Genomic DNA, 20,309 nt, shown 5'->3' on the forward strand with positions numbered 1-20,309 from the left:
TCCCGTCATCCTTGCAGCTCGGCGATTCTCGCCAGCACCTTGTCGCGCTTGTCGCGGTAATCCTGTCCTTTGGCCCGCTCCTGCTCAACGACATGCGCCGGAGCTTTGGAAATATAGCCTTCGTTGGAGAGCTTCTTCTCGACCCGCTCCACTTCAGCATTTAAACCGTCCAGCTCTTTGTTCAAACGAGCAATTTCCTGGGCAATGTCGATCAATCCGGCGAGCGGCAAGTACAGCTCGGCTCCCGTCACGATCGCCGTCATCGCCTTGTCCGGAGGCGTCAACGCGCGATCGAGCGTATAGGCGGACGTATTGCAGAAACGTTGAATGTAAATTTCGTTTCGCGAGAAAATCGCTTCTTCCGCCTCTCCCGTCGGTTTCAGCAGCAGCTCGATTTTCTTTCCCGGGGATACATTCACTTCCGCGCGAATGTTGCGAACCGCGCGGATTGCCTCCATCAGCAGCTCCATCTCCTTGACGGAGCCCGAAGCTTCGAAGTCGGCGCGGTATTCCGGCCAAGCCGCCAGCATAATCGTCTCGCCCGGCTCGTGAGGCAGATGCTGCCAAATCTCCTCGGACAAATACGGCATGAACGGGTGCAGCAGACGCAGAGTGCGATCCAGCACATAGGCCAGCACCGACTGCGTGCTGCGCTTGGCCGCGGGGTCGTCCCCGTACAGCGTAAGCTTGGAAAATTCGATATACCAATCGCATAGATCGTCCCAGATGAAGTTGTACAGCAAGCGTCCGGTTTCTCCGAACTCGTAGTTCTCCATCAGACGAGTAATGTCGCGGGCGGTTTCGTTAAAGCGGTGCAAAATCCAGCGATCCGCGGTCGACAGCTCGCCGCTCAGATCGATCTGTTCATGCGTGAAGCCTTCCAGGTTCATCAACGCGAAGCGCGAAGCGTTCCAGATCTTGTTGGCGAAGTTGCGCGCCTGCTCGACCTTCTCGAAACGGAAGCGCAAATCCTGACCTGGCGTGCTGCCGGTCGAGATCATAAAGCGCATCGCATCCGCGCCGTACTTCTCGATCACCTCGAGCGGATCGACGCCGTTGCCAAGCGATTTGGACATTTTGCGGCCGTCCGCGTCGCGGACAAGGCCGTGAATAAGCACATCCTTAAACGGAATGCGATCGGTAAACTCCAGCGCCGTGAAAATCATCCGGGCAACCCAGAAGTAGATGATGTCGTAGCCGGTCACGAGCACAGCGGTCGGATAGTAGCGTTTGAAGTCTTCGCTGTCCTCCGGCCAGCCCAGCGTGGAGAACGGCCACAGCGCCGAGCTGAACCACGTATCCAGTACGTCGTTGTCCTGCTTCCACGGCGAGCCCGGCTGCTCCGCGCCCTCCGGCGCTTCCATGCCGACGTAAATCTCGCCGGTCGTCTCGTGGTACCAGGCCGGAATGCGGTGTCCCCACCAGAGCTGACGGGATATGCACCAGTCGCGCACGTTCTCGATCCAGTGCAGATAAATTTTCTCGAACCTGTCCGGCACGAAGTTAACGCCCGCTCCCGACTTCTGCGAAACGATCGCTTGCTCGGCGAGCGGCTTCATGTTGACGAACCACTGCGTGGATAAATACGGCTCGACGACCGCGCCGGAGCGCTCGCTGTGTCCGACCTGGTGCACATGATCCTCAATGTTGATGCAGACGCCTTGCTCCTGCAAGTCCTTGACGATCGCCTTGCGGCAATCCGCGCGGTCCAGTCCATTGTACGGACCGGCGAACTCGTTCATCTTGCCGCCTTCGTCCATCACCGTAATTTGCGGCAGGTCGTGCCTTGCGCCGACCTCGAAGTCGTTCGGATCGTGCGCAGGCGTAATCTTGACTGCGCCGCTGCCGAACTCCTTGTCGACATATTCGTCGCCGACAATCGGAATCTCGCGGTTAACGATCGGCAGCAGGATCATTTTGCCGATCAGATGCTTGTAGCGCTCGTCCTCCGGATGAACGGCGACAGCCGTATCTCCGAGCATCGTTTCCGGACGCGTTGTCGCGACCGTAATCGATCCGCTGCCGTCGGCAAGCGGATAACGGAGATGATACAGATGTCCGTTTACTTCCTTATGTTCGACCTCAATGTCCGACAAAGCGGTGCGAGCTGCCGGATCCCAGTTAATGATCCGTTTGCCGCGATAGATCAACCCTTTGTCGTACAGGCGCACGAACACCTGGCGCACCGCCTTCGACAGGCCGTCGTCCAGCGTAAACCGCTCGCGGGAATAGTCGAGGCTGAGCCCCATTTTCGACCATTGGTCGCGGATCGTTCCCGCATACAGCTCCTTCCACTCCCACACCTTCTCCAGGAACGCCTCGCGGCCGAGATCGTAGCGGCTCTTGCCCTCTTCTCGCAGCTTCTGCTCCACCTTCGTCTGGGTGGCGATGCCCGCATGATCGGTTCCCGGCAGCCAGAGCGCGTCAAAGCCCTGCATCCGCTTGAAGCGGATCAGAATATCCTGCAACGTAAAATCGAGCGCATGCCCGATGTGCAGCATGCCCGTTACGTTCGGCGGCGGAATGACGATCGTGTATTTAGGTGCGTCAGGTCGGCGTCCGGCTTGAAAATAGCCGCTCTTCAGCCAATGGTCGTACCATTTGCGCTCGGCGCTTGTCGGGTCGTAGGTCGTCGGCAATTCGACGTTCGGGGTTTTCGTGGATTCGGACATGTGTGGCACTACCTCCATAGAGACATCAATTCGCGGTTTGCGTAGGGCTTGGCGCCTGCTGTACAGTCGCTTAGAGCCGTAAAAAAAACAAAAACCTCCCGTCACAAAGGACGAAAGGTAAACTTCCGTGGTACCACCTTCGTTCCGCACGATCCCCTCAAACGGATTCGTAACGGCACTCGACGCAAAGTAACGGTTGCCACCGTCCCGTTCTATCGCCGGCCCCAGGCCGACTTTCGAAAGCGGGAAACTCCAGGGCGACTCGCAGCAGCTCATTTGCCGCGGAACCTCTCAGCGCTGCCTTGGCAGCGGTCCCGCTCTCTGAAGGATGATCTGACTGCTCTTCCCTATCCTCGTTATTGTAACTTATTTTACCCTCCACCCGTAAGAGAGTCAATACGGCGCTTTGGAGCAACGACGAAGAGGCTGTCCCATAAGCCGAACAAGTTGCTCTGAAAGATAAATCGATGAACAAGGAGATAGGTGTATGTATCCCCCTCCGATGCTATACGCTCCTGAAAACTTGAATGGGTAGACCCGTTAATAGCTGGTTTCAGGAGCGTATGAGGCAGTCTCCGGGAGGTACATACACCTTCTTTGTTTAATCGATCATCTCATGCAACTCTGCTTATGAGACAGCCCCTTCGTGCTCCGGGCTTAGGGAATGTACAGCACCTGTCCTTCCGACAAGTAAGGCTCCTGCAAGCGATTGTACAGCTGAAGCTCGCGCATCTGGAGATTGTAGCGGCTGGCGATCTCCTCAAGCGTCTCCTCGCGCTGGACGATGCACATTCTGACTTTACGGAACGATTGTCCCTCCGAGCCGCCGCTTAGAAACAGCCGCGTCCACTCGATTTCGTCGCCCGATCTCGCATTCTGCGCCGCATTGCTTTCCTGCTCGGACTGCTGCTCCGCCAGCGCCGCCTCCTGACTGCGAAGCTGCGCCTCCCGCTTTGCGCCTTTATCGCCAAGTTGACTGAGCAATCCAACTCCGGAGGCTTGGGAAGACGCCGCGGAATCCAGGGGCTTGCCCCCCAAGGCTACCCGCAAATCCTGCTTCTCTTCCGCCACAGGAAGCTGGGACTCCGCTACCGGAGGTTCTTCGCCATCGCTTTCGGCATCCGCTCCGATTCCCGGACCGGCCTCGGCCAGCTGCTCTGCTGCGGGTCTTCCCGTTGACAGGTCGCCCCACTGCACGCCTCCTTCGCCGCTGTCGGTCAGATCCGCCCCCTCGGCAGATCCCTGCGCTGTCTCAACCTGATCGCTCCTTGCTTCCTCCAATTGCTGGAACATCGAAAGCCAACTGCTTTCCTTGGCCTCCTTGCCCTCTTTGGAGGCATCGTGGGCAAACGCCGCGTCCGTCTCCTGCTGCAAGCCCCATTCATCGACGCGCTCCTGCTCGACCAATTCCCCGCCAAGAAACGCTGCCTCTTCCGCCGCTTCGGTCTCTGCGTCCGCCTTGACATCGCCGTACCCGAACGAAGCCTCCTGCTCAACCGACCTTAACTGAGCGCTTGCGTCCTGAGCGTCTTCCGGCTGCGCTTGATGCACGACCGTAAAGCTGTCGTCCCGCCAAACCGGGCTTTGGACGGATTGCATCTGCAGCCCCCGCAGCGCCAGCACCCCCGTTACATTAAGGGAGCGAGTCGTCAGCAGGTCGACGTCGAAATTATCGATCTCCACCGCCAGCTCTTCCACACTCTGAATGCGGTTAAGCGGAAGGGCGATCTCCACCGGAATCCAGTGCTCAAGCTGGGACAAGCCTGAACCGCCCTGCGACTGGTAAACGCCCGTCAGCAGCAAGTGCCCCCTTAACAGCACTTGATCGTCTTGAGGCAAAGCTTGCATATGAGGTACCAATTCGATTTCTTCCAGCTCTTCGATTGCGGCTACATCATCAGGCAGATGCACGCGCTCGTAAATGTCGAATCGCAGCCCGCTTAATTGATCCGTCACGACGAAGTCCTCCTTTCGGCATTAGCGTTCGGTCGATAAGACCGACACCTGTGCAATTCATTAATTATCTATATGCCGGGGATGGGCGAGCATGACTGAAAATGCAAACAACCTCTGCCAAGACGGGCAGAGGCTGTTTGCATATCTTTCAATTCGGCTTTATAGCTCGGATAGCGCGATTCGATGCGCTTCGATTGTCTGATCGATGTCGTGCTCCGTATGCGCTGTGGAAACGAACAAGCCCTCAAACGGCGAAGGAGCGATGTTGACTCCGTTGTCCAGAAGGCTGCGGAATACGTTGCGGAACCGCTGCGTATCCGCCGTCTTCGCGATGTCGTAATTGATGACGTGCTTGTCCGTAAAAAACGGACAGACCATAGACCCGACGCGGTTGATCGTCATTGGAACGCCGAGCTGATCGGCGTTGCGCTGCAGTCCGACTTGCAGACGACCGGACAGCCGCTCCAGAAGCTGGTAAGCCTCCGGCGTCATCAGCTTCAGCGTCGTATAGCCTGCAGCCATCGCCAGCGGGTTGCCCGACAGCGTTCCCGCCTGATAGATCGGACCGACCGGAGCCATATGCTCCATAATCTCCCGCTTGCCGCCGTATGCCCCGACCGGAAGGCCGCCGCCGATCACCTTGCCAAGGCATGTCAGGTCGGGCGTTACGCCGTACAATCCTTGCGCGCAGTTGAGATCCACCCGGAAGCCGGTCATCACCTCGTCGAAAATAAGCAGGCCGCCATACTGGGTCGTCAGTTCCCTCAGACCCGACAGAAAACCCGGCAGCGGCGGAACGACGCCCATATTGCCCGCTACCGGCTCGACGATAACCGCCGCGATCTCTTCTCCGTACCGCTCGAAGGCCAGCTTCGCCGAATCGAGATCGTTATATGGAACGGTCAACGTATGGGAGGCTACGCTCTCGGGCACGCCAGGGCTATCCGGAAGCCCTAACGTCGCCACTCCGGACCCCGCCTTGATCAGAAGACTGTCCGCATGTCCGTGATAGGAGCCTTCGAATTTCAGAATTTTGCTTCTCTTCGTATAGCCGCGCGCAAGCCGCAAAGCGCTCATCGTCGCTTCCGTACCGGAGTTGACCATACGCACGATTTCCACGGAAGGTACCCGCTCGCAGACGAGCTCCGCCATCAACGTCTCCAATTCGGTCGGCGCGCCGAAGCTTGTCCCTTTCTCCGCAGTGCGCTTGATCGCCTCTACGACTTCCGGATGCGCGTGGCCCGCAATCAACGGCCCCCAGCTCAGCACGTAATCGATATACGTTTGGCCGTCGATATCCGTAATCCGGCTCCCTTCGCCCTTGTCAATCACAAGTGGAGTCAGCCCCACCGATTTGAATGCCCGCACCGGACTGTTCACCCCGCCAGGAATGAAGCGCTTGGCGCGCTCGAACTCCGCCCTGGAGCGGGAATCGACACGAATTCGCTCTTTTTCGCTCATCTTCTTCACGTCCTACTATCAGATTTGGAAAAGGCTGTGTTACACTGAATACGCGCTGTTAACCCTTCTACCGAACGCTATATATGTGGAGCAGGAGAGATGATTCCATGATTGAATGGTTAAAGAAAGTATCGCTCTTCGACAATTTGAACGACGAGCAGTTGGAGCACGTTCTGCGCATTTCCCAGAAAAAAACGTTTCCCGCCGGTACGGTTCTATTCCATGAGAAGGAAATGGGGCTTACCTTCTACGTCATTCTCAGCGGCTCTATCAAGCTGTTTACGAGAAGCGCCAACGGCGACGAGAAGGTGCTGTCGCTCGCGAATACCGGCGAAAGCTTCGGCGAGCTGTCCCTGCTCGACGGCAGACCGCGCTCCGCTTCCGCCCAGACGCTGGAAAAGTCGACCGTACTGGAATTGGCCTCCGAGCAGTTCATGAACCTGCTGCAGGCTCATTTTGATATCACACGAGGCATTCTGACCGAGCTATGCCGCAGATTGCGCGCGACCAACGAGCATGTCAACGATTTGACGTTCCTCGACGGACGGACGAGAGTGTTGAAAAATTTAATCGCGCTTGCCAACCGCAACGGCCGACGCGAGGGCAACCTCATTTCGATTCCTATGGCGCTTAACTACGACGAACTGGCGCAAATGGCCGGCGTAAACAAAACCGTTCTCTCGGAAGTGACCCGCGAATTGGAGTCGCGAGGGGTGCTGCACTTCGAACTGGGCGAATACAGGCTTAACCTCGACAAGCTCCGCAGCTGAGCCGCCCCCTCCGTTCTACTCCTCCCGCAACCAGCGCGCGGCGTCCTTGGCATGATACGTAATAATCAGATCCGCCCCCGCGCGCTTCATGCCGGTCAACGTCTCCAGCACGATCGCCTTCTCGTCGATCCATCCCTGCAACGCCGCAGCCTTGACCATCGAATACTCCGCGCTAACGTTGTAGGCCACAATCGGCAGAGCATATCTGTCCCTCAGCATACGAATGATGTCCAAATAAGCCAGCGCGGGCTTGACCATCAGGAAATCCGCGCCCTCGTCGACGTCGCTTTGCGCTTCGCGCAGCGCCTCGCGGGAGTTCGCCGGATCCATCTGATACGTTCTACGGTCTCCGAATTGCGGCGCGGAATGAGCGGCTTCGCGGAATGGCCCGTAATAAGCCGACGAATATTTTACCGAATAGGACATTATCGGAACGTTCTTGTATCCGGCTTCGTCGAGCGCGTTGCGTATCGCCCAGACAAAACCGTCCATCATGTTCGACGGAGCGATGATATCCGCTCCCGCGCGCGCCTGAGATACCGCCGTCCGAGCGAGCAGCTCCAGCGATTCGTCGTTGTCGATCTCCGCGCCGCATTCCGTCGTATGCACGACGCCGCAATGCCCGTGATCGGTATACTGACAAAGACAGTTATCCGCAATAACGACGAGCTCCGGATAGAGTGCCTTCATTTTGCGAATCGCCCGCTGCGTAATGCCGTTATCGTCGTAAGCGGACGTGCCCAACGCGTCCTTGTGATCCGGCACTCCGAATACCATAACGGACTGTACGCCGGCTTCCGCAATCTCCGCCAGCTCCCGTTCCATCGTATCGAGCGACCAATGATAAACGCCCGGCATAGAGGAGATTTCCTCCTGCACGCCTTCTCCTTCCGTGATGAAGATCGGCATAATAAAATCGGTCGCGTCCAGCCTCGTCTCTCTAACAAGACTTCTCAGCCCGGCCGAGCTTCTCAATCTGCGGTTACGAACAACCGGAAAGGCCATATTCCCTCATCCTCGCTTTCATAATGCGAATTCATCGCCTGGTCTTATTCCCGCTTCCCAACAAGCGCCTGAACCAAACCTTCTATCGTATACTCGTCCGGCACGATCGTCGGCGTCAGCCCGTGCTGCTCCGCCGTTCTGGCCGTTACCGGCCCGATGCAGGCGATCTCGCACCGGGAAAGCGCCGCTTGCGGGTCCTCGACGCCCAGGCGGCGAAGCGACTCAAGCAGATTAAGCACCGTAGACGAGCTCGTAAACGTTACAATATGGATTTCTCCGTTTTGCAGCATCTCCGGCAGCCAAATATCCGCCGGAACGGACAGCGCCGTCTCGTAAACATCGATCTCGACCGTACGAACACCCTTCTTCTTAAGCTCCTGAGGCAAAATCTCTCTTGCCAGATTCCCTCGCGCCAACAGCGCCGTCTGCCCTTCCGCAACTTGATCCGCCAGACTGTCCAACAAGCTCTCGGCGCGATAGCTCTCGGGCAGCAGATCGGCGCGGATGCCTCGCTGCGCCAGCGCCTCGGCCGTCTTAGGGCCGACAGCGGCGAACTTGGCCCGGTGAAAGCGACGAATGTCGACGCCGAACCGCTCCAGCCAGCGAAAGAAATAGTCGACGCCGTTAACGCTTGTCAGCATCACCCAGTCGTATTCCTCCGCGCGGACAAGCGCGCGTTCGATCGCGCTTTCGGCTTCTTCCCCTTCCGGCAGCCGCGTCTCAATAACAGGAAATTCGTACGGCTCCCCGCCCAACTCGTCGATTCTCGCCGCCAGTTCGCTCGCCTGAGAACGAGCGCGCGTAACGAGAACGCGCCGTCCGAACAAAGGCTTGCTCTCCACCCAAGCCAACGTCTCGCGCTGCTTGACCACGTCTCCGACGACGATGACGGCGGGCGGCTGCAGGTTGGCCTCCTTCACCTTCTCTTCGATATCGCCCAGCGTACCGGCAACCGTGCGCTGCTCCGCTCTCGTCCCCCATCGGACAAGGGCCACCGGAGTCTCGGGCGTCCGGCCGTGTTTGATCAACTGTTCGCTAATATATCCGATCTTGGCAACTCCCATCAGAAACACAAGCGTTCCCGTCGCGTTCGTCACCTTGTCCCAATAGATCGAATGGTCGAGCTTTTCCGGACTTTCATGACCCGTAATGACGGAAAAGGAGGAAGCCAGATCGCGATGGGTAACGGGAATGCCCGCATATGCCGGAACCGCGATCGCCGAAGTGATGCCCGGAATAATCTCGTAAGTAATGCCGTTGCGCTTAAGCAACTCAGCCTCTTCTCCGACGCGCCCGAATACGGTAGGATCCCCGCCCTTTAGCCGAATGACCGTTTTGCCCTGCAGAGCCAAATCGACCAGCAGCTGATTGATCGCCTCCTGCTTCATCGTATGGCGATCCGGAAGCTTCCCGACATAAATTCTCTCCGCTTCGGCGCGCGCATAATTAAGCAGATGAGGGCCCGCCAGACGGTCGTATACGACGACATCGGCGCGTTTCAACGCCTCCTGACCGCGAACCGTGATCAATTTCGGATCTCCGGGACCGGCCCCGACCAGATACACTTTGCCTTTTTCCACCGCCGCTATTCCCTCGCTTCCGCGAGCAAGCTGCCCGCACCACGGCTCAGCAGCGCTTCCGCCGCATCCGTGCCGACCTGTAGCGGATCGCCGCCCGCAGCGGATTCCCGAAGCAGCTTGCTGCCGTCCGGGGAGGCGACAAGACCCTCAAGCACGAGGGCGCCATCCGCATTGCCCGCCGTCTCCAGACGAGCGTATGCGCCGATCGGTACCTGGCACCCCCCGTTAAGCAGCCCGAGCAAACGGCGCTCGGCCTCGACGGCGCGGGCGGTCGCCGTATCGTTCAGACGGCTCAGCACATCCAGCAGCTCGCTATCGTCGCTGCGGCATTCGATGGCCAGCGCCCCTTGACCGACTGCGGGAAGGCAGACGTCTGGGGACAAATACTCGGTAATCCGATCCTTCCAGCCCATCCGATGCAGCCCTGCGGCCGCCAGCAAAATCGCGTCGAAGCCCTCTTCCTCCAGTTTGCGAAGGCGAGTATCGATATTGCCCCGAATCGACTCGATGCGGAAGTCCGGGCGGGATGCTTGCAGTTGCGCAGAACGGCGCAAGCTGCTCGTGCCGATTCTCGCCCCCTGCGGGAGCTCCGCAAGCAGCTTGCCGCCTCTGCTTACGATGCAGTCTCGCGGATCCTCGCGCTCGGGAACCGCGCCGATAACAAGACCCTCCGGCAGCTCGAACGGCATATCTTTCATGCTGTGAATCGCCATGTCGATCTGCCCGTTCAGCAGCGCTTCTTCGATTTCTTTGACGAACAGCCCTTTGCCGCCTACCTTCGACAAGGTGACGTCAAGAATCCGGTCGCCTCGCGTGACGATCGGTTTTACTTCGAATGTATAAGGCAGATTATTTCTCTCGCATATTTCTTTCAGCAATTGAATCGTTTGATTCGTCTGAGTCAGCGCCAAAGCGCTCTGTCTTGATCCGACAATAATGTTGCGCATTTAAGTATCCGTCCCTTCCGTTCGTTTCGCGAGCTGCCGCAGCTGCGCGATCAGCTCGTCCTTATCGCGCAGCCGGCCCGCCGTTCGCCACTGCGCAAGCGCATCGTCCGTAACAGCCGCGCCGAGCAAAACCCGCCGTTCGGCAGGATCGGCGACGTTCGCCTTGACGATGCCGCGAATCGTTCTTAAAGCTTCGACGTTCTCATTGTAGATGTGCCCGTACCTTTCGGCAAGTTCGCCGATAATGCGCAGCGGCAGCGCGGGTCCGGCTCCCGAGGCGCTCGCCGTCAGAATAAGATCGCCTCTGCGCAGTACGGCGGGTACGATAAAATCTCCGCTTTCTCCATCATCCGCTATATTCGCGGGTATTCCCCGCTCGGCCGCCGCCTCGGCCAGTCGGCGATTCAGCTCGGGACGATCGGTGGCGGCAAATAGGAGTTCGGCCCCGTCCATATCGTGAGGCTCCGCTTCCTTCTCATGCCAGCTAAGGCGCCCGCAGTTCGCCCACTCCTGCAGCTCCGGCGTTACTCGCGGACTGACAATGTGAACGTCGGCGGCTGCGTCCAGCAGTCCGCAAGCTTTGCGCTGAGCGACCGCCCCGCCTCCGAACACGACGCACTTGCGCCCGTCCAGCTTAAGCAGCAGCGGATACCACCCCGTCATCGGCATCTTCCCCTTTCCCGATATCGTTCTCGTTGGATTTATACAACTTGATGGAAGGAAGATGCCGAACCGATGAAAAATCCGATGACAAGCAGCGCATAACCCAGCAAATTCCAGATCGCCAGCTTCATTCCGTCGTCCTTGGAGCTCATTTTGCGCAGCAGATAGAAAATATAGACCAACCCGGCCAAAAACGAGAGGATCACTCTGCCGTCCAACAGCTTGCCCGGATCATGGTCCAGAATAAGCGCCGCCGTACCCGTTGACAACGAGAGCAGCAACAGCAGCACCCCGATTGCTCCGATCCGGAACGCATAGCTGTCTATCGATTCCAGACTCGGCATCTTGCGCATGACGTGCGTCCATTTCTTCGTTTTCAGCTTGCGATGCAGAAACAGATACATCGCTCCCAGCAGCGCCGCGATCGTCAGCAGCGCAAAGGAGAGCGTGATCAGGCTGACGTGCATGATCAGCAGCTTCCTCGCCACTTCCCAAGGCTCCAGAGCGGCGGTGTGCTTCGGCCGCTGGATCAGATTAAGCGCAAATACGGCAAAACCGACAACGTTCACAAGCAGCACGAGCAGCTCCGCGCGAATGAGCCGGTTTAGAATAAAGGAAACTGACACAAGCATCCAAGATACGAAAAATAGGTAGTCTTTCGTCGTAAGCAGCGGAACGGAAAATCTTTCGATCAGGAAGCTTAGCAAAAAACCGCCTTGAAGAATCCATACAAAAACAAGCAGCCCTGTTCCCGTCTTCTTCGCCCTCGGGTTGCCGGATGCGGCATCGGAGACGAAAAAAAGCAGACTCAGGGCGTAAATATAGAGCACCGCGTCGGTTAACCAATCCTGCGTAATCATGAGGGCAGCGCCTCCAGCCTCCGCTTGCGTTATTGCAGCGCTCCCGCCAGCTTTGTCAACAGTCTATCGACATCCAGAACGGGGGCTGAATTCGTCTTGCGGGATTTCTCTTCCGCCTTCTCTTCCGCTTTCAGCCGGGACACTTCCTCATCAAGCGCGAACAGCTGCATAAACAGCTCCAGCGCTTCGTCGCTGCGCTTCTCGGCGGCCAGCTCCTTAATGCGTAATATCGGATCGTGAATAATTTGATTGACAATGCTCTTCGTGAGCTTGCGAATTACCTTCATCTGCCGCTCGTCCAGATCCGGAAGCTTGCGCACCAAGCTGTCCATCGTGCTGTCGTGGATAGCGGCGGCCTTCTCCTGCAGCGCTCTAATCACCGGGCTGACGCCGAGCGTCACGTACCACTGGCGATAAGCCTCGCACTCCAGCTCGATCATCTCTTCAATGATCGCGGCCTCCTGACGTCTCTTCGCCAGGTTCGTCTCCACGATCCCTTCGAGATCGTCGATATCGTACAGGAACACGTTAGGCAAATCTCCGCACGCCGGCTCGATGTCTCTTGGGACCGCAATATCGATCAGGAACAGCGGCTTCTTCTTGCGGGAAGCCATCGCCGCTTCCACGTGCTTGCGAGCGAGGACGAACTGATCGGCGCCCGTGCTGCTGATAACGATATCCATGTCGGCAAGCCGGTTCAGCGCCTCGTCCAGCGCTAGCGCCGCGCCTTGGAATTTGCCCGCCAGCTCGCGGGCCTTCTCCACGGTGCGGTTGACGACGAACACTTCCTTCGCACCGTTGGCATGCAGATGCTGAGCGGTCAATTCGCTCATTTTTCCCGCTCCGACGATCATAACCCTCTTATCGTCAAAGCGCCCGAATATTCGCTTGCCCAGCTCCACCGCCGCATAGCTGACGGACACCGCGTTCTCTCCGATCGAGGTGTTGGAATGGGCCCGCTTCGCGAGCGTAATTGCCTGCTTAAACAAACGATTAAACAGCGTCCCGGTCGCATTCCGCTCCTGTGCAAGCAGAAATGCGTCGCGTACCTGACCCAAAATTTGCGTTTCGCCGATAATCATTGAATCGAGACCGCAGGAGACGCGGAATAGATGCTCCACCGCGCGGTCGTCCTCGTACATATACAGATGGCTGTTAAATTGCTGACGCGGAATGCCGAACCACTGCTCCATAAACGAACGAATATAATGTCCGCATAGCTGCAGCCGATCTACAATCGCATAGATTTCCGTCCGGTTGCAGGTCGCCACAATTACTCCTTCGAGAATGCTGGTCGTCTGCCGTAGCGCCTGCAGAGCAAGCGGCATCTCCCGTTCGGACAAAGCAAACCTCTCGCGGATTTCCACGGGAGCGGTTCGATAATTCAATCCGACGACGATCAGATGCATGGCTATATTCACCCGGCTTTCTTCTAGAAGTTGTTCACTTTCACTTTATGATGAAGTGTGGACTGGCCTGTGTATCAACGACTATTATAGCACAGTTGCACGAACGCTTTTCCGTCAAATATGAAAACTTTATGAAACCGTGTCGGATAGGCGGCTTTTCCTCTATTGTCGTCGAAACGGCCTTATCGTATGCGAAAAAAAAGAAAAAGCCACGAGCGTCAGCCCATGGCTTGCATGATTATTTTACAAGTTCGACCTGTTTGACTTCCGGTTCCTCGACTTGCAGTTCGCCAAGTCCGCGAATCAATTTCTTCGCATAGGTTTTCTCCGGCTTCAGAACGTCGATGAGATAGTCGATTGCCAGCTGTGGATCCACGGTCTCGCCGCATGTATAACAGTCGATCGCGGCAAAGCCTCTTTCAGGATACGTGTGAATGGAAATGTGGCTCTCCGAGAGCATCACCAGAACCGTTGCGCCTTGTGGCTCGAATTGCTTGGCTTGAACCGAGAGTACGGTCGCGCCGCATGCTTCTGCCGCTTCCACCATGTGCGATTGGAGAAGTTCCGCACTGTTCAGTAGATCGATGTTGCCTCCCCATGTGTCAACCGCAACGTGCCGTCCGAAAGTCGAGTATTCCATCTTCCGGTTCCCCCTTCCTAGGAATAAAATTGTAAAACTGATTTCATCCGCTAGGACCTACGTCATTCACTTGGAGGGAAATTGCTCTCATCGCATTCCTTGAGTGAATCCTGGTTCCTAATGTATTGAGTTGTCAACGAATCTAAAAATAACATCTATCTTAGGTAAATGCAATAGTTTTTTTTGGCAGCGGACACGCACGTTTCGGATAACGCCCGGCGGCGTTCGCACAGCTGCGACAGGACCGGCTAGCGTAAAAAAGAGAGCCTCTCGGCTCTCTTTTTCGGATGCTTGCGCGCGCAACCCGAATCGTCAGGCTTCTAGCGCGAACAGCATACGGCTATGCGATGTCAGGCTGTCGTCAATCTCGCGAATCAGCTCGGAATCTTTGGTCTGATTCCGCATGTCCAGCAGATCGTTGACCGAGCCGCGCAGACGCGTAATCTCCTCTTCGACGGAGAGCAGGTTAAACAGCGATTCCAGTTGGCCGGCCGTGTCTCGGTGCTCGAACACGGTGCGCAAGGTCATTCCCTTATGCTCTGCAATGCGAGCGACTTTGCCTTCAATATAATGATAAATCATCGTAAAACCTTGATAAATCCGATTGACGACCGCGTCTCCCTTAAAGGTCGCCACGAGCTTGCGCAGTGCGTTGGTCAGCTTCGGATGAACGACCCGGCACGTTAATGAGCAGCGGAACTGTCCATCCACGCGTTCGAAGGTGAGGCGGATCGATTCTCCGACGCTCTCGTCCTCCAATACGACTTCCTGATTGCCGTTATCCAATACGAATACTTGCAAACGAAGCTGTTGAAGCTCGCAGATCGAAAGCAATTGCAGCATTTCGGCTTCCGTCAGCTGCAGGTTGGCATTGACATACTCCGTGGCTACGCGTTGAGCCATAAAATCTCCTCAATTCCCCTGTCTTGCGATTGTGTTGCGCTAACTTAACTGTTTTTATTATACGCGAAATCGCAAGCCTTTTCCTGCCATCGGAAACCGATAATTACGGAAAAATCGGTTAAAAATCGATTTCTCCCGCGATCCAGACGATTTATTACCCGTTATCCTCTGTTTCCTGCGCGATGTTAGGGGGTTCTGAGGGGGATTTAAGCGGCAATCCTGCCGCTTGCGCGATCAGACTCCATAATTCGTCTCTTCCTTGTCCCGTTTCCGATGAGAAAAGAACGAGCGGAACATGTCCGGGCATCCCCAGCGTTTGGCGGATCACCTTCAGATGCTTCGGCCATTGCGAGCGCGAGACTTTATCCGCCTTCGTCGCCACGACGATCATCGGAATACCGTAGTGGGACAACCATTCGTACATTCTCACGTCGTCCGCGGACGGCGGATGGCGCACGTCGACAAGCTGGAGCACGAGCTTCAACGGCTCGCGCTCCCGCAAATAACGTTCGATCATTTTGCCCCACGCTTCGCGCTCCGACTTGGATACGCGCGCATAGCCGTAACCGGGAAAATCGACGAAGAAAAGCTCGCCCAGCTCTGCATGGATCATGTAATAGTTCAGCGTCTGCGTCTTTCCCGGCTGCTGACTCGTGCGAGCCAGATTGCGGCGCAGCAGCATTTTATTGATCAGCGAAGATTTACCTACGTTGGAACGTCCGGCCAACGCCACCTCCGGAAGATCGCCTTCCGGATATTGGCTTGGGCCTACGGCGCTGATCACAAATTCGGTCGATTTGATTTTCATTGCAACAAAGCTCTCCTATCTTGTCGGTCCTCTCAGTGCGCGCTTAACGGGGGCAGCTCCTCCGGCTTGTCGTCCAGCGGCGGCTGCAGTCCCCCTTCGGCTCCCGCAGCGCCGACGGCCTCCAGCGGTTCGACAAACGCCTCGCGCAGCACTTCGTCCATGTGGGAGACCGGCACGAACGTCATGTTCTCCCTTACGCTGTCGGGAATGTCGCGCAAGTCCCGCTCGTTGTCCTTGGGCAGCAGCACCTTCGTAATGCCGGCGCGATGGGCGGCCAGCGACTTCTCCTTCAGGCCCCCGATCGGCAGCACGCGCCCGCGCAGCGTAATCTCTCCGGTCATCGCCACCTCGCGAGACACCTTGCGTCCGGTTAATGCCGAGACAAGCGCGGTTGCAAGCGTAATGCCGGCGGAAGGACCGTCCTTCGGAATGGCTCCTTCCGGAATATGAATGTGGATATCGTTCTTCTCGTGGAATTGCGGGTCGATGCCGAATTCCTTCGCACGGCTGCGCGTGTAGCTGAAAGCCGCCTGAGCCGATTCCTTCATCACGTCCCCCAGCTGTCCGGTAAGCGTCAGCTTGCCCGTGCCGGGTAGAATCGTCACCTCGATAACGAGCGTATCGCCGCCGACCTCGGTCCATGCGAGCCCTGTCACCGCGCCGATCTGATCCTCCTGCTCCGCCATGCCGTGTCTGAACTTCGGCGGGCCGAGCAGCTCCTTCAGCTTTGCCTCGTCGATCACGATCGGCGCAGCCGCAGGATCGTAGACGATCGCCTTGGCCGCTTTGCGGCAGAGGGAAGCGAGCTGCTGCTCCATATTCCGCACGCCCGACTCGCGGGTATAATGGCGAATCAGCGACAGCAGAGCCTCTTTCTCCACGACCAGTTGACCCTCTTCAAGGCCGTGATCCTGCTTCTGCTTCGGCAGCAGGTGCCGCTCGGCGATCTGCTCCTTCTCCAGCTCCGTATAGCCGGGAACCTGCAGCAGCTCCATGCGGTCAAGCAGCGGACGCGGAATGTTATGCACGACGTTGGCCGTCGTCACGAACATGACGTTCGACAGATCGAACGGATGCTCGACGTAATGGTCGCTGAACGTCGAATTCTGCTCCGGATCAAGCACCTCCAGCAGCGCAGATGCCGGATCGCCGCGAAAATCCATCGCCATCTTGTCGATCTCGTCCAGCAGAAATACAGGATTGGACGTGCCGGCATTGCGAATTCCCTGGAGAATCCGTCCCGGCATCGCGCCGACGTAAGTGCGGCGATGACCGCGGATTTCCGCTTCATCGCGCACGCCGCCCAGAGAAATGCGAACGAATTCGCGACCGAGCGATTTGGCGATCGACTTCGCCAGCGACGTTTTGCCGACGCCCGGAGGCCCGACGAGGCACAGAATCGGCCCCTTCAGCTTCTTGACGAGCTTCTGCACCGCCAAATATTCCAGCACGCGCTCCTTCGGCTTATCGAGACCGTAATGCTCGGCGTCCAAAATCCGCTCGGCGTTTGCGATGTCCAGATCGTCCTCCGTCATCTTCGCCCACGGCAGCGCAAGCAGCCATTCCACGTAGGTGCGGATGACGCCCCCTTCCGCGGAGGCCGCCGGCATTTTCTCCAGACGATCGATTTCCTTAGCGACCTTGGCTGCGACCTTCTCGGGAAGCTCCGCCTCCGCCAGCTGCGCTCTCAGCTCCTCGATTTCGCCGGTTCGGCCTTCCTTGTCGCCCAGCTCCTTCTGAATCGCCTTCATCTGCTCGCGAAGGTAGTACTCCTTCTGCGTCTTCTCCATCTGTTTCTTAACGCGCTGGCTGATCTTGCGTTCGAGCTCGAGCACCTCGCGTTCGTTGCCGAGAAAATCGAGCAGCTTCTCCAGACGGGGGCGCACCTCGACGGTTTCGAGAATCTCCTGCTTATCTTTGATCTTAAGCGACAAGTGGCTTGTGATGACGTCGGCCAGGCGGCCCGGCTGGTTAATGTCGGACACGGCGGCTAGCGTCTCCGGCGTCACTTTCTTGGACAGGTTGATATAGTGTTCGAACTGGCTGAGCACGGCGCGCATAAGCGCGTCCAGCTCCGAATCGTTGGTCTCGGACTCATGCAGCTCATGAGCCAGCACCTCGTAAAACTCCTCGTTCGGCAAGTATTGCTCGATCTCCGCCCGGCTTACGCCTTCCACAAGCACGCGGATCGTTCCGTTCGGCAGCTTCAGCATCTGACGCACTTTGGCAATAGTTCCGACCCGGTAGATGTCTTCCTGCGTCGGCTCCTCAATGTTGACCTCCGACTGGGAACACAGCAAAATCATATGGTCGTCGACCATGCATTGCTCCAGCGCCTTGACGGACTTCTCCCGCCCGACGTCCAAGTGGAGCACCATGCTCGGATATACGAGTAGCCCTCTTAAGGGCAGCAGTGGGATGGAACGGCTCTTCTGTTTGCTCGAACCCATAATTGACGCACCTCGCTGTCAGGAACGATTTCAAAACCTTTCGTCATTGTATCAAATGTCGTCGCTCGCCGCAAAAAACCAGATGCTCTAAGTAAATCAGCCGCTATTTAGGCGCACTAAAAAAATCCGGGAGCGAACGCCTCGATCGAAGCGATCCACTCCCGGATTTCATTGCCAAGCTTGCGAAGATTGCGAAGACTGCCTTCCGCTATGACTACTGAAAAACCGTATCCGGAGTTAAGGTCACGAAGGATTCCGGTGACTCCGAGAGCAAGGGCTTCGTCGAAGCGCTTTGCTCTCGGATTTTTTTTATGGGGGGTCGTCCCACTGAGCGACTGTCTGACTTCCCGGCTATACGACCGCTCGTCCCACTATCGCGTTAACGTTCAATCGAGCGCGTCGTACCTTCGGCAGGCTGGGCGCGGGCGTCCGAAGGCAGCTTTCCGGCGTGCAGCACCGACCCTGACGGAGCTGCCGCGAACGTATCGGCCGCCATAGGCAGCTCGACCGGATGCTGCTTCTCCTCCGTCCACGCCGACGCGTCGCCGAACACATGCCGGAATACGTCCTCCATCCGATCTACCGGAATGACTTTGACCCCCTCGAGCCCCTCGAAGATCGCCTGCCAGTTTTCCTTCGGTATGAGAACCGTATCGGCCCCCGACTGGAATGCGGCCTCGACTTTGGCGACGACGCCGCCGACAGGCTTCACCGAGCCGTGAATGCTGACCTCTCCGGTCATCGCCAGCTTATTGTCGACCGGCTGCCCGGTCATAGCGGAGGCGATTGCTACCGCCATCGCTACGCCGGCCGAAGGACCGTCTACAGGCGTGCCGCCGGGAAAATTGACGTGCAGGTCATAGTTTTCCGGCTGGAAGCCGTGGCTGCGCAGCACCGTCAACACGTTGTCGAGCGAGCCCTTGGCCATACTCTTGCGGCGAAGCGTCCGCTGTCCGCCGCCAAGCTCCTCCTCCTCCACGACGCCGGTAATATTGAATTGTCCTTTGCCGCGCAGCGCGGGAATGGCGGATACTTCGATCTCCAGCAGCGCCCCCATGCTCGGGCCGTAGACGGCCAAGCCATTGACAAGGCCGACTTGCGGCTTGGCCGGCACTTTGCGATCCGGACGCGGGGGAAGCTGACTGCTGTTGACGACCCATTCAATGTCCGCTCCGGTCAGCTGTTCGCGGTTCTCGGACAGGGCGAGCCCGGCGGCAAGCTGGACGACGTTGACCGCTTCCCTTCCGTTCGTCGCATATCTCTTCACCACCTCAAGCGCTTCAGGTAGCGGAGCGAAGCCGATCTTCTGAATGGCATTCTCGGCAATTTCGCCGATCTCGTCCGGCAGCAGCGGGCGGAAATAGACTTCCATGCAGCGGCTGCGCAGCGCCGGCGGCAGCTCGCTCGGCGACCTTGTCGTCGCGCCTACAAGCCGGAAGTCCGCAGGCAAGCCGTTCTGAAAAATATCATGAATATACAGCGGAATATTCGTATCCTCCGCATGGTAATAGGCGCTCTCCAAGTAGACTTTGCGATCCTCCAGCACCTTGAGCAGTTTGTTCAACTGAATCGGATGCAGCTCCCCAATCTCGTCGATGAACAAAATGCCGCCGTGCGCTTTCGTCACCGCGCCCGGCTTCGGCTGCGGAATGCCCGCCACGCCCATTGCCCCTGCTCCTTGATAGATCGGATCGTGAACCGAGCCGATCAGCGGATCGGCGATGCCTCGCTCGTCGAAGCGAGCCGTCGTCGCATCGATCTCGGTGAACTTCGCGTCCAGCCGAAACGGCGACAGCTTATTCTTCTTCGCTTCCTCCAAAATAACGCGAGCGGCTGCCGTCTTGCCGACCCCCGGCGGGCCGTAGACGAGCACATGCTGCGGGTTGCCGCTGCATAGCGCCGCTTTAAGCGCCCGCAGCCCCTCCTTCTGGCCGACGATGTCGGCTATCGATACCGGCCGCGTTCTCTCAGCCAGCGGCTTGGTCAAGGAGATCGAGCGCAGCTTGCGCAGCTTGTCCATCTCCTTGCGCGATTCTCGGTCCACCGCGCTGCGGTTGCTCTTCTGATTGCGCAGCAGGTTCCAAAAATAAATGCCGATCACAACGGCAAAAAAAACTTGAATCAGCATCAAAATCATGCTTAAGTTCATCTGCTTTCATCCTCCCCGATCCTGCATCCGGGCGTT

15 protein-coding genes are annotated in these 20,309 nt (G+C 57.5%); 1 reads left to right on the forward strand and 14 read right to left on the reverse strand.

The genetic code is table 11. From position 1 onward, the window contains the following. Positions 1–5: 5 nt before the first annotated feature. The 3 genes from DFP98_RS03330 to hemL all read right to left on the reverse strand — a co-directional run bounded on the left by DFP98_RS03330 (position 6) and on the right by hemL (position 6,089). Complete coding sequence (locus DFP98_RS03330; RefSeq protein ID WP_116059138.1) at positions 6–2,672, reverse strand: valine--tRNA ligase; 2,667 nt, start codon at positions 2,670–2,672, stop codon at positions 6–8. Positions 2,673–3,329: 657 nt separating this feature from the next. Then, positions 3,330–4,628 carry a LysM peptidoglycan-binding domain-containing protein gene (locus tag DFP98_RS03335; protein ID WP_116059139.1) on the reverse strand — a complete coding sequence of 433 codons (1,299 nt, stop codon included), beginning with the start codon at positions 4,626–4,628 and terminating at the stop codon, positions 3,330–3,332. Between the two features lie 159 nt (positions 4,629–4,787). Further along, positions 4,788–6,089, reverse strand: coding sequence for a glutamate-1-semialdehyde 2,1-aminomutase (hemL, locus tag DFP98_RS03340; RefSeq protein WP_116059140.1), 1,302 nt, complete (start codon positions 6,087–6,089; stop codon positions 4,788–4,790). Between the two features lie 107 nt (positions 6,090–6,196). Here hemL and DFP98_RS03345 point away from each other — a divergent pair, with 107 nt between their 5' ends. After that, the gene (locus DFP98_RS03345; protein WP_181917464.1) at positions 6,197–6,859 is read left to right on the forward strand and encodes a Crp/Fnr family transcriptional regulator; all 663 of its coding nucleotides are present in this window, start codon (positions 6,197–6,199) and stop codon (positions 6,857–6,859) included. A 15-nt stretch (positions 6,860–6,874) separates the two neighbouring features. Here DFP98_RS03345 and hemB read toward each other — a convergent pair whose 3' ends face one another. The 11 genes from hemB to lonB all read right to left on the reverse strand — a co-directional run bounded on the left by hemB (position 6,875) and on the right by lonB (position 20,273). Beyond that, the gene (gene hemB / locus DFP98_RS03350; RefSeq protein ID WP_116059142.1) at positions 6,875–7,864 is read right to left on the reverse strand and encodes a porphobilinogen synthase; all 990 of its coding nucleotides are present in this window, start codon (positions 7,862–7,864) and stop codon (positions 6,875–6,877) included. Positions 7,865–7,908: 44 nt separating this feature from the next. Next, the gene (gene cobA, locus DFP98_RS03355) at positions 7,909–9,444 is read right to left on the reverse strand and encodes a uroporphyrinogen-III C-methyltransferase (RefSeq protein ID WP_116059143.1); all 1,536 of its coding nucleotides are present in this window, start codon (positions 9,442–9,444) and stop codon (positions 7,909–7,911) included. A gap of 5 nt (positions 9,445–9,449) precedes the next feature. After that, positions 9,450–10,391, reverse strand: coding sequence for a hydroxymethylbilane synthase (hemC, locus tag DFP98_RS03360; RefSeq protein WP_116059144.1), 942 nt, complete (start codon positions 10,389–10,391; stop codon positions 9,450–9,452). Further along, entirely contained in the window at positions 10,392–11,054 is a 663-nt protein-coding gene (locus tag DFP98_RS03365) for a precorrin-2 dehydrogenase/sirohydrochlorin ferrochelatase family protein (RefSeq protein ID WP_181917465.1), read from the reverse strand. Positions 11,055–11,092: 38 nt separating this feature from the next. After that, a complete protein-coding gene (ccsA, locus tag DFP98_RS03370; RefSeq protein WP_116059146.1) occupies positions 11,093–11,914 on the reverse strand; it encodes a cytochrome c biogenesis protein CcsA in 822 nt (273 codons plus the stop codon). Between the two features lie 29 nt (positions 11,915–11,943). Further along, positions 11,944–13,323 (reverse strand): glutamyl-tRNA reductase, encoded by a 1,380-nt coding sequence (gene hemA / locus DFP98_RS03375; RefSeq protein WP_116059147.1) that lies wholly within the window; start codon positions 13,321–13,323, stop codon positions 11,944–11,946. A 238-nt stretch (positions 13,324–13,561) separates the two neighbouring features. Further along, positions 13,562–13,963 carry an adenosylmethionine decarboxylase gene (gene speD, locus DFP98_RS03380; protein ID WP_116059148.1) on the reverse strand — a complete coding sequence of 134 codons (402 nt, stop codon included), beginning with the start codon at positions 13,961–13,963 and terminating at the stop codon, positions 13,562–13,564. Between the two features lie 312 nt (positions 13,964–14,275). Beyond that, positions 14,276–14,866: a non-ribosomal peptide synthetase module gene (locus tag DFP98_RS03385; protein WP_116059149.1), complete on the reverse strand. Its 591-nt coding sequence runs from the start codon at positions 14,864–14,866 to the stop codon at positions 14,276–14,278. A 154-nt stretch (positions 14,867–15,020) separates the two neighbouring features. After that, the gene (gene yihA / locus DFP98_RS03390; RefSeq protein ID WP_116059150.1) at positions 15,021–15,674 is read right to left on the reverse strand and encodes a ribosome biogenesis GTP-binding protein YihA/YsxC; all 654 of its coding nucleotides are present in this window, start codon (positions 15,672–15,674) and stop codon (positions 15,021–15,023) included. A gap of 32 nt (positions 15,675–15,706) precedes the next feature. Further along, positions 15,707–18,124 (reverse strand): endopeptidase La, encoded by a 2,418-nt coding sequence (gene lon, locus DFP98_RS03395; RefSeq protein ID WP_116059151.1) that lies wholly within the window; start codon positions 18,122–18,124, stop codon positions 15,707–15,709. Between the two features lie 379 nt (positions 18,125–18,503). After that, positions 18,504–20,273: an ATP-dependent protease LonB gene (gene lonB, locus DFP98_RS03400; protein ID WP_116059152.1), complete on the reverse strand. Its 1,770-nt coding sequence runs from the start codon at positions 20,271–20,273 to the stop codon at positions 18,504–18,506. Positions 20,274–20,309 lie beyond the last annotated feature (36 nt).

The sequence above is a fragment of the Cohnella phaseoli genome (assembly GCF_003386235.1).
Lineage (GTDB): Bacteria > Bacillota > Bacilli > Paenibacillales > Paenibacillaceae > Cohnella > Cohnella phaseoli.

Coding starts and splice junctions, on each gene's coding strand:
- DFP98_RS03330 (WP_116059138.1), bottom strand. CDS start 2,672: ATGTCCGAATCCACGAAAACCCCGAACGTCGAATTGCCGACGACCTAC.
- hemL (WP_116059140.1), bottom strand. CDS start 6,089: ATGAGCGAAAAAGAGCGAATTCGTGTCGATTCCCGCTCCAGGGCGGAG.
- DFP98_RS03345 (WP_181917464.1), top strand. CDS start 6,197: ATGATTGAATGGTTAAAGAAAGTATCGCTCTTCGACAATTTGAACGAC.
- hemB (WP_116059142.1), bottom strand. CDS start 7,864: ATGGCCTTTCCGGTTGTTCGTAACCGCAGATTGAGAAGCTCGGCCGGG.
- hemC (WP_116059144.1), bottom strand. CDS start 10,391: ATGCGCAACATTATTGTCGGATCAAGACAGAGCGCTTTGGCGCTGACT.
- DFP98_RS03365 (WP_181917465.1), bottom strand. CDS start 11,054: ATGACGGGGTGGTATCCGCTGCTGCTTAAGCTGGACGGGCGCAAGTGC.
- ccsA (WP_116059146.1), bottom strand. CDS start 11,914: ATGATTACGCAGGATTGGTTAACCGACGCGGTGCTCTATATTTACGCC.
- hemA (WP_116059147.1), bottom strand. CDS start 13,323: ATGCATCTGATCGTCGTCGGATTGAATTATCGAACCGCTCCCGTGGAA.
- speD (WP_116059148.1), bottom strand. CDS start 13,963: ATGGAATACTCGACTTTCGGACGGCACGTTGCGGTTGACACATGGGGA.
- DFP98_RS03385 (WP_116059149.1), bottom strand. CDS start 14,866: ATGGCTCAACGCGTAGCCACGGAGTATGTCAATGCCAACCTGCAGCTG.
- yihA (WP_116059150.1), bottom strand. CDS start 15,674: ATGAAAATCAAATCGACCGAATTTGTGATCAGCGCCGTAGGCCCAAGC.
- lon (WP_116059151.1), bottom strand. CDS start 18,124: ATGGGTTCGAGCAAACAGAAGAGCCGTTCCATCCCACTGCTGCCCTTA.
- lonB (WP_116059152.1), bottom strand. CDS start 20,273: ATGAACTTAAGCATGATTTTGATGCTGATTCAAGTTTTTTTTGCCGTT.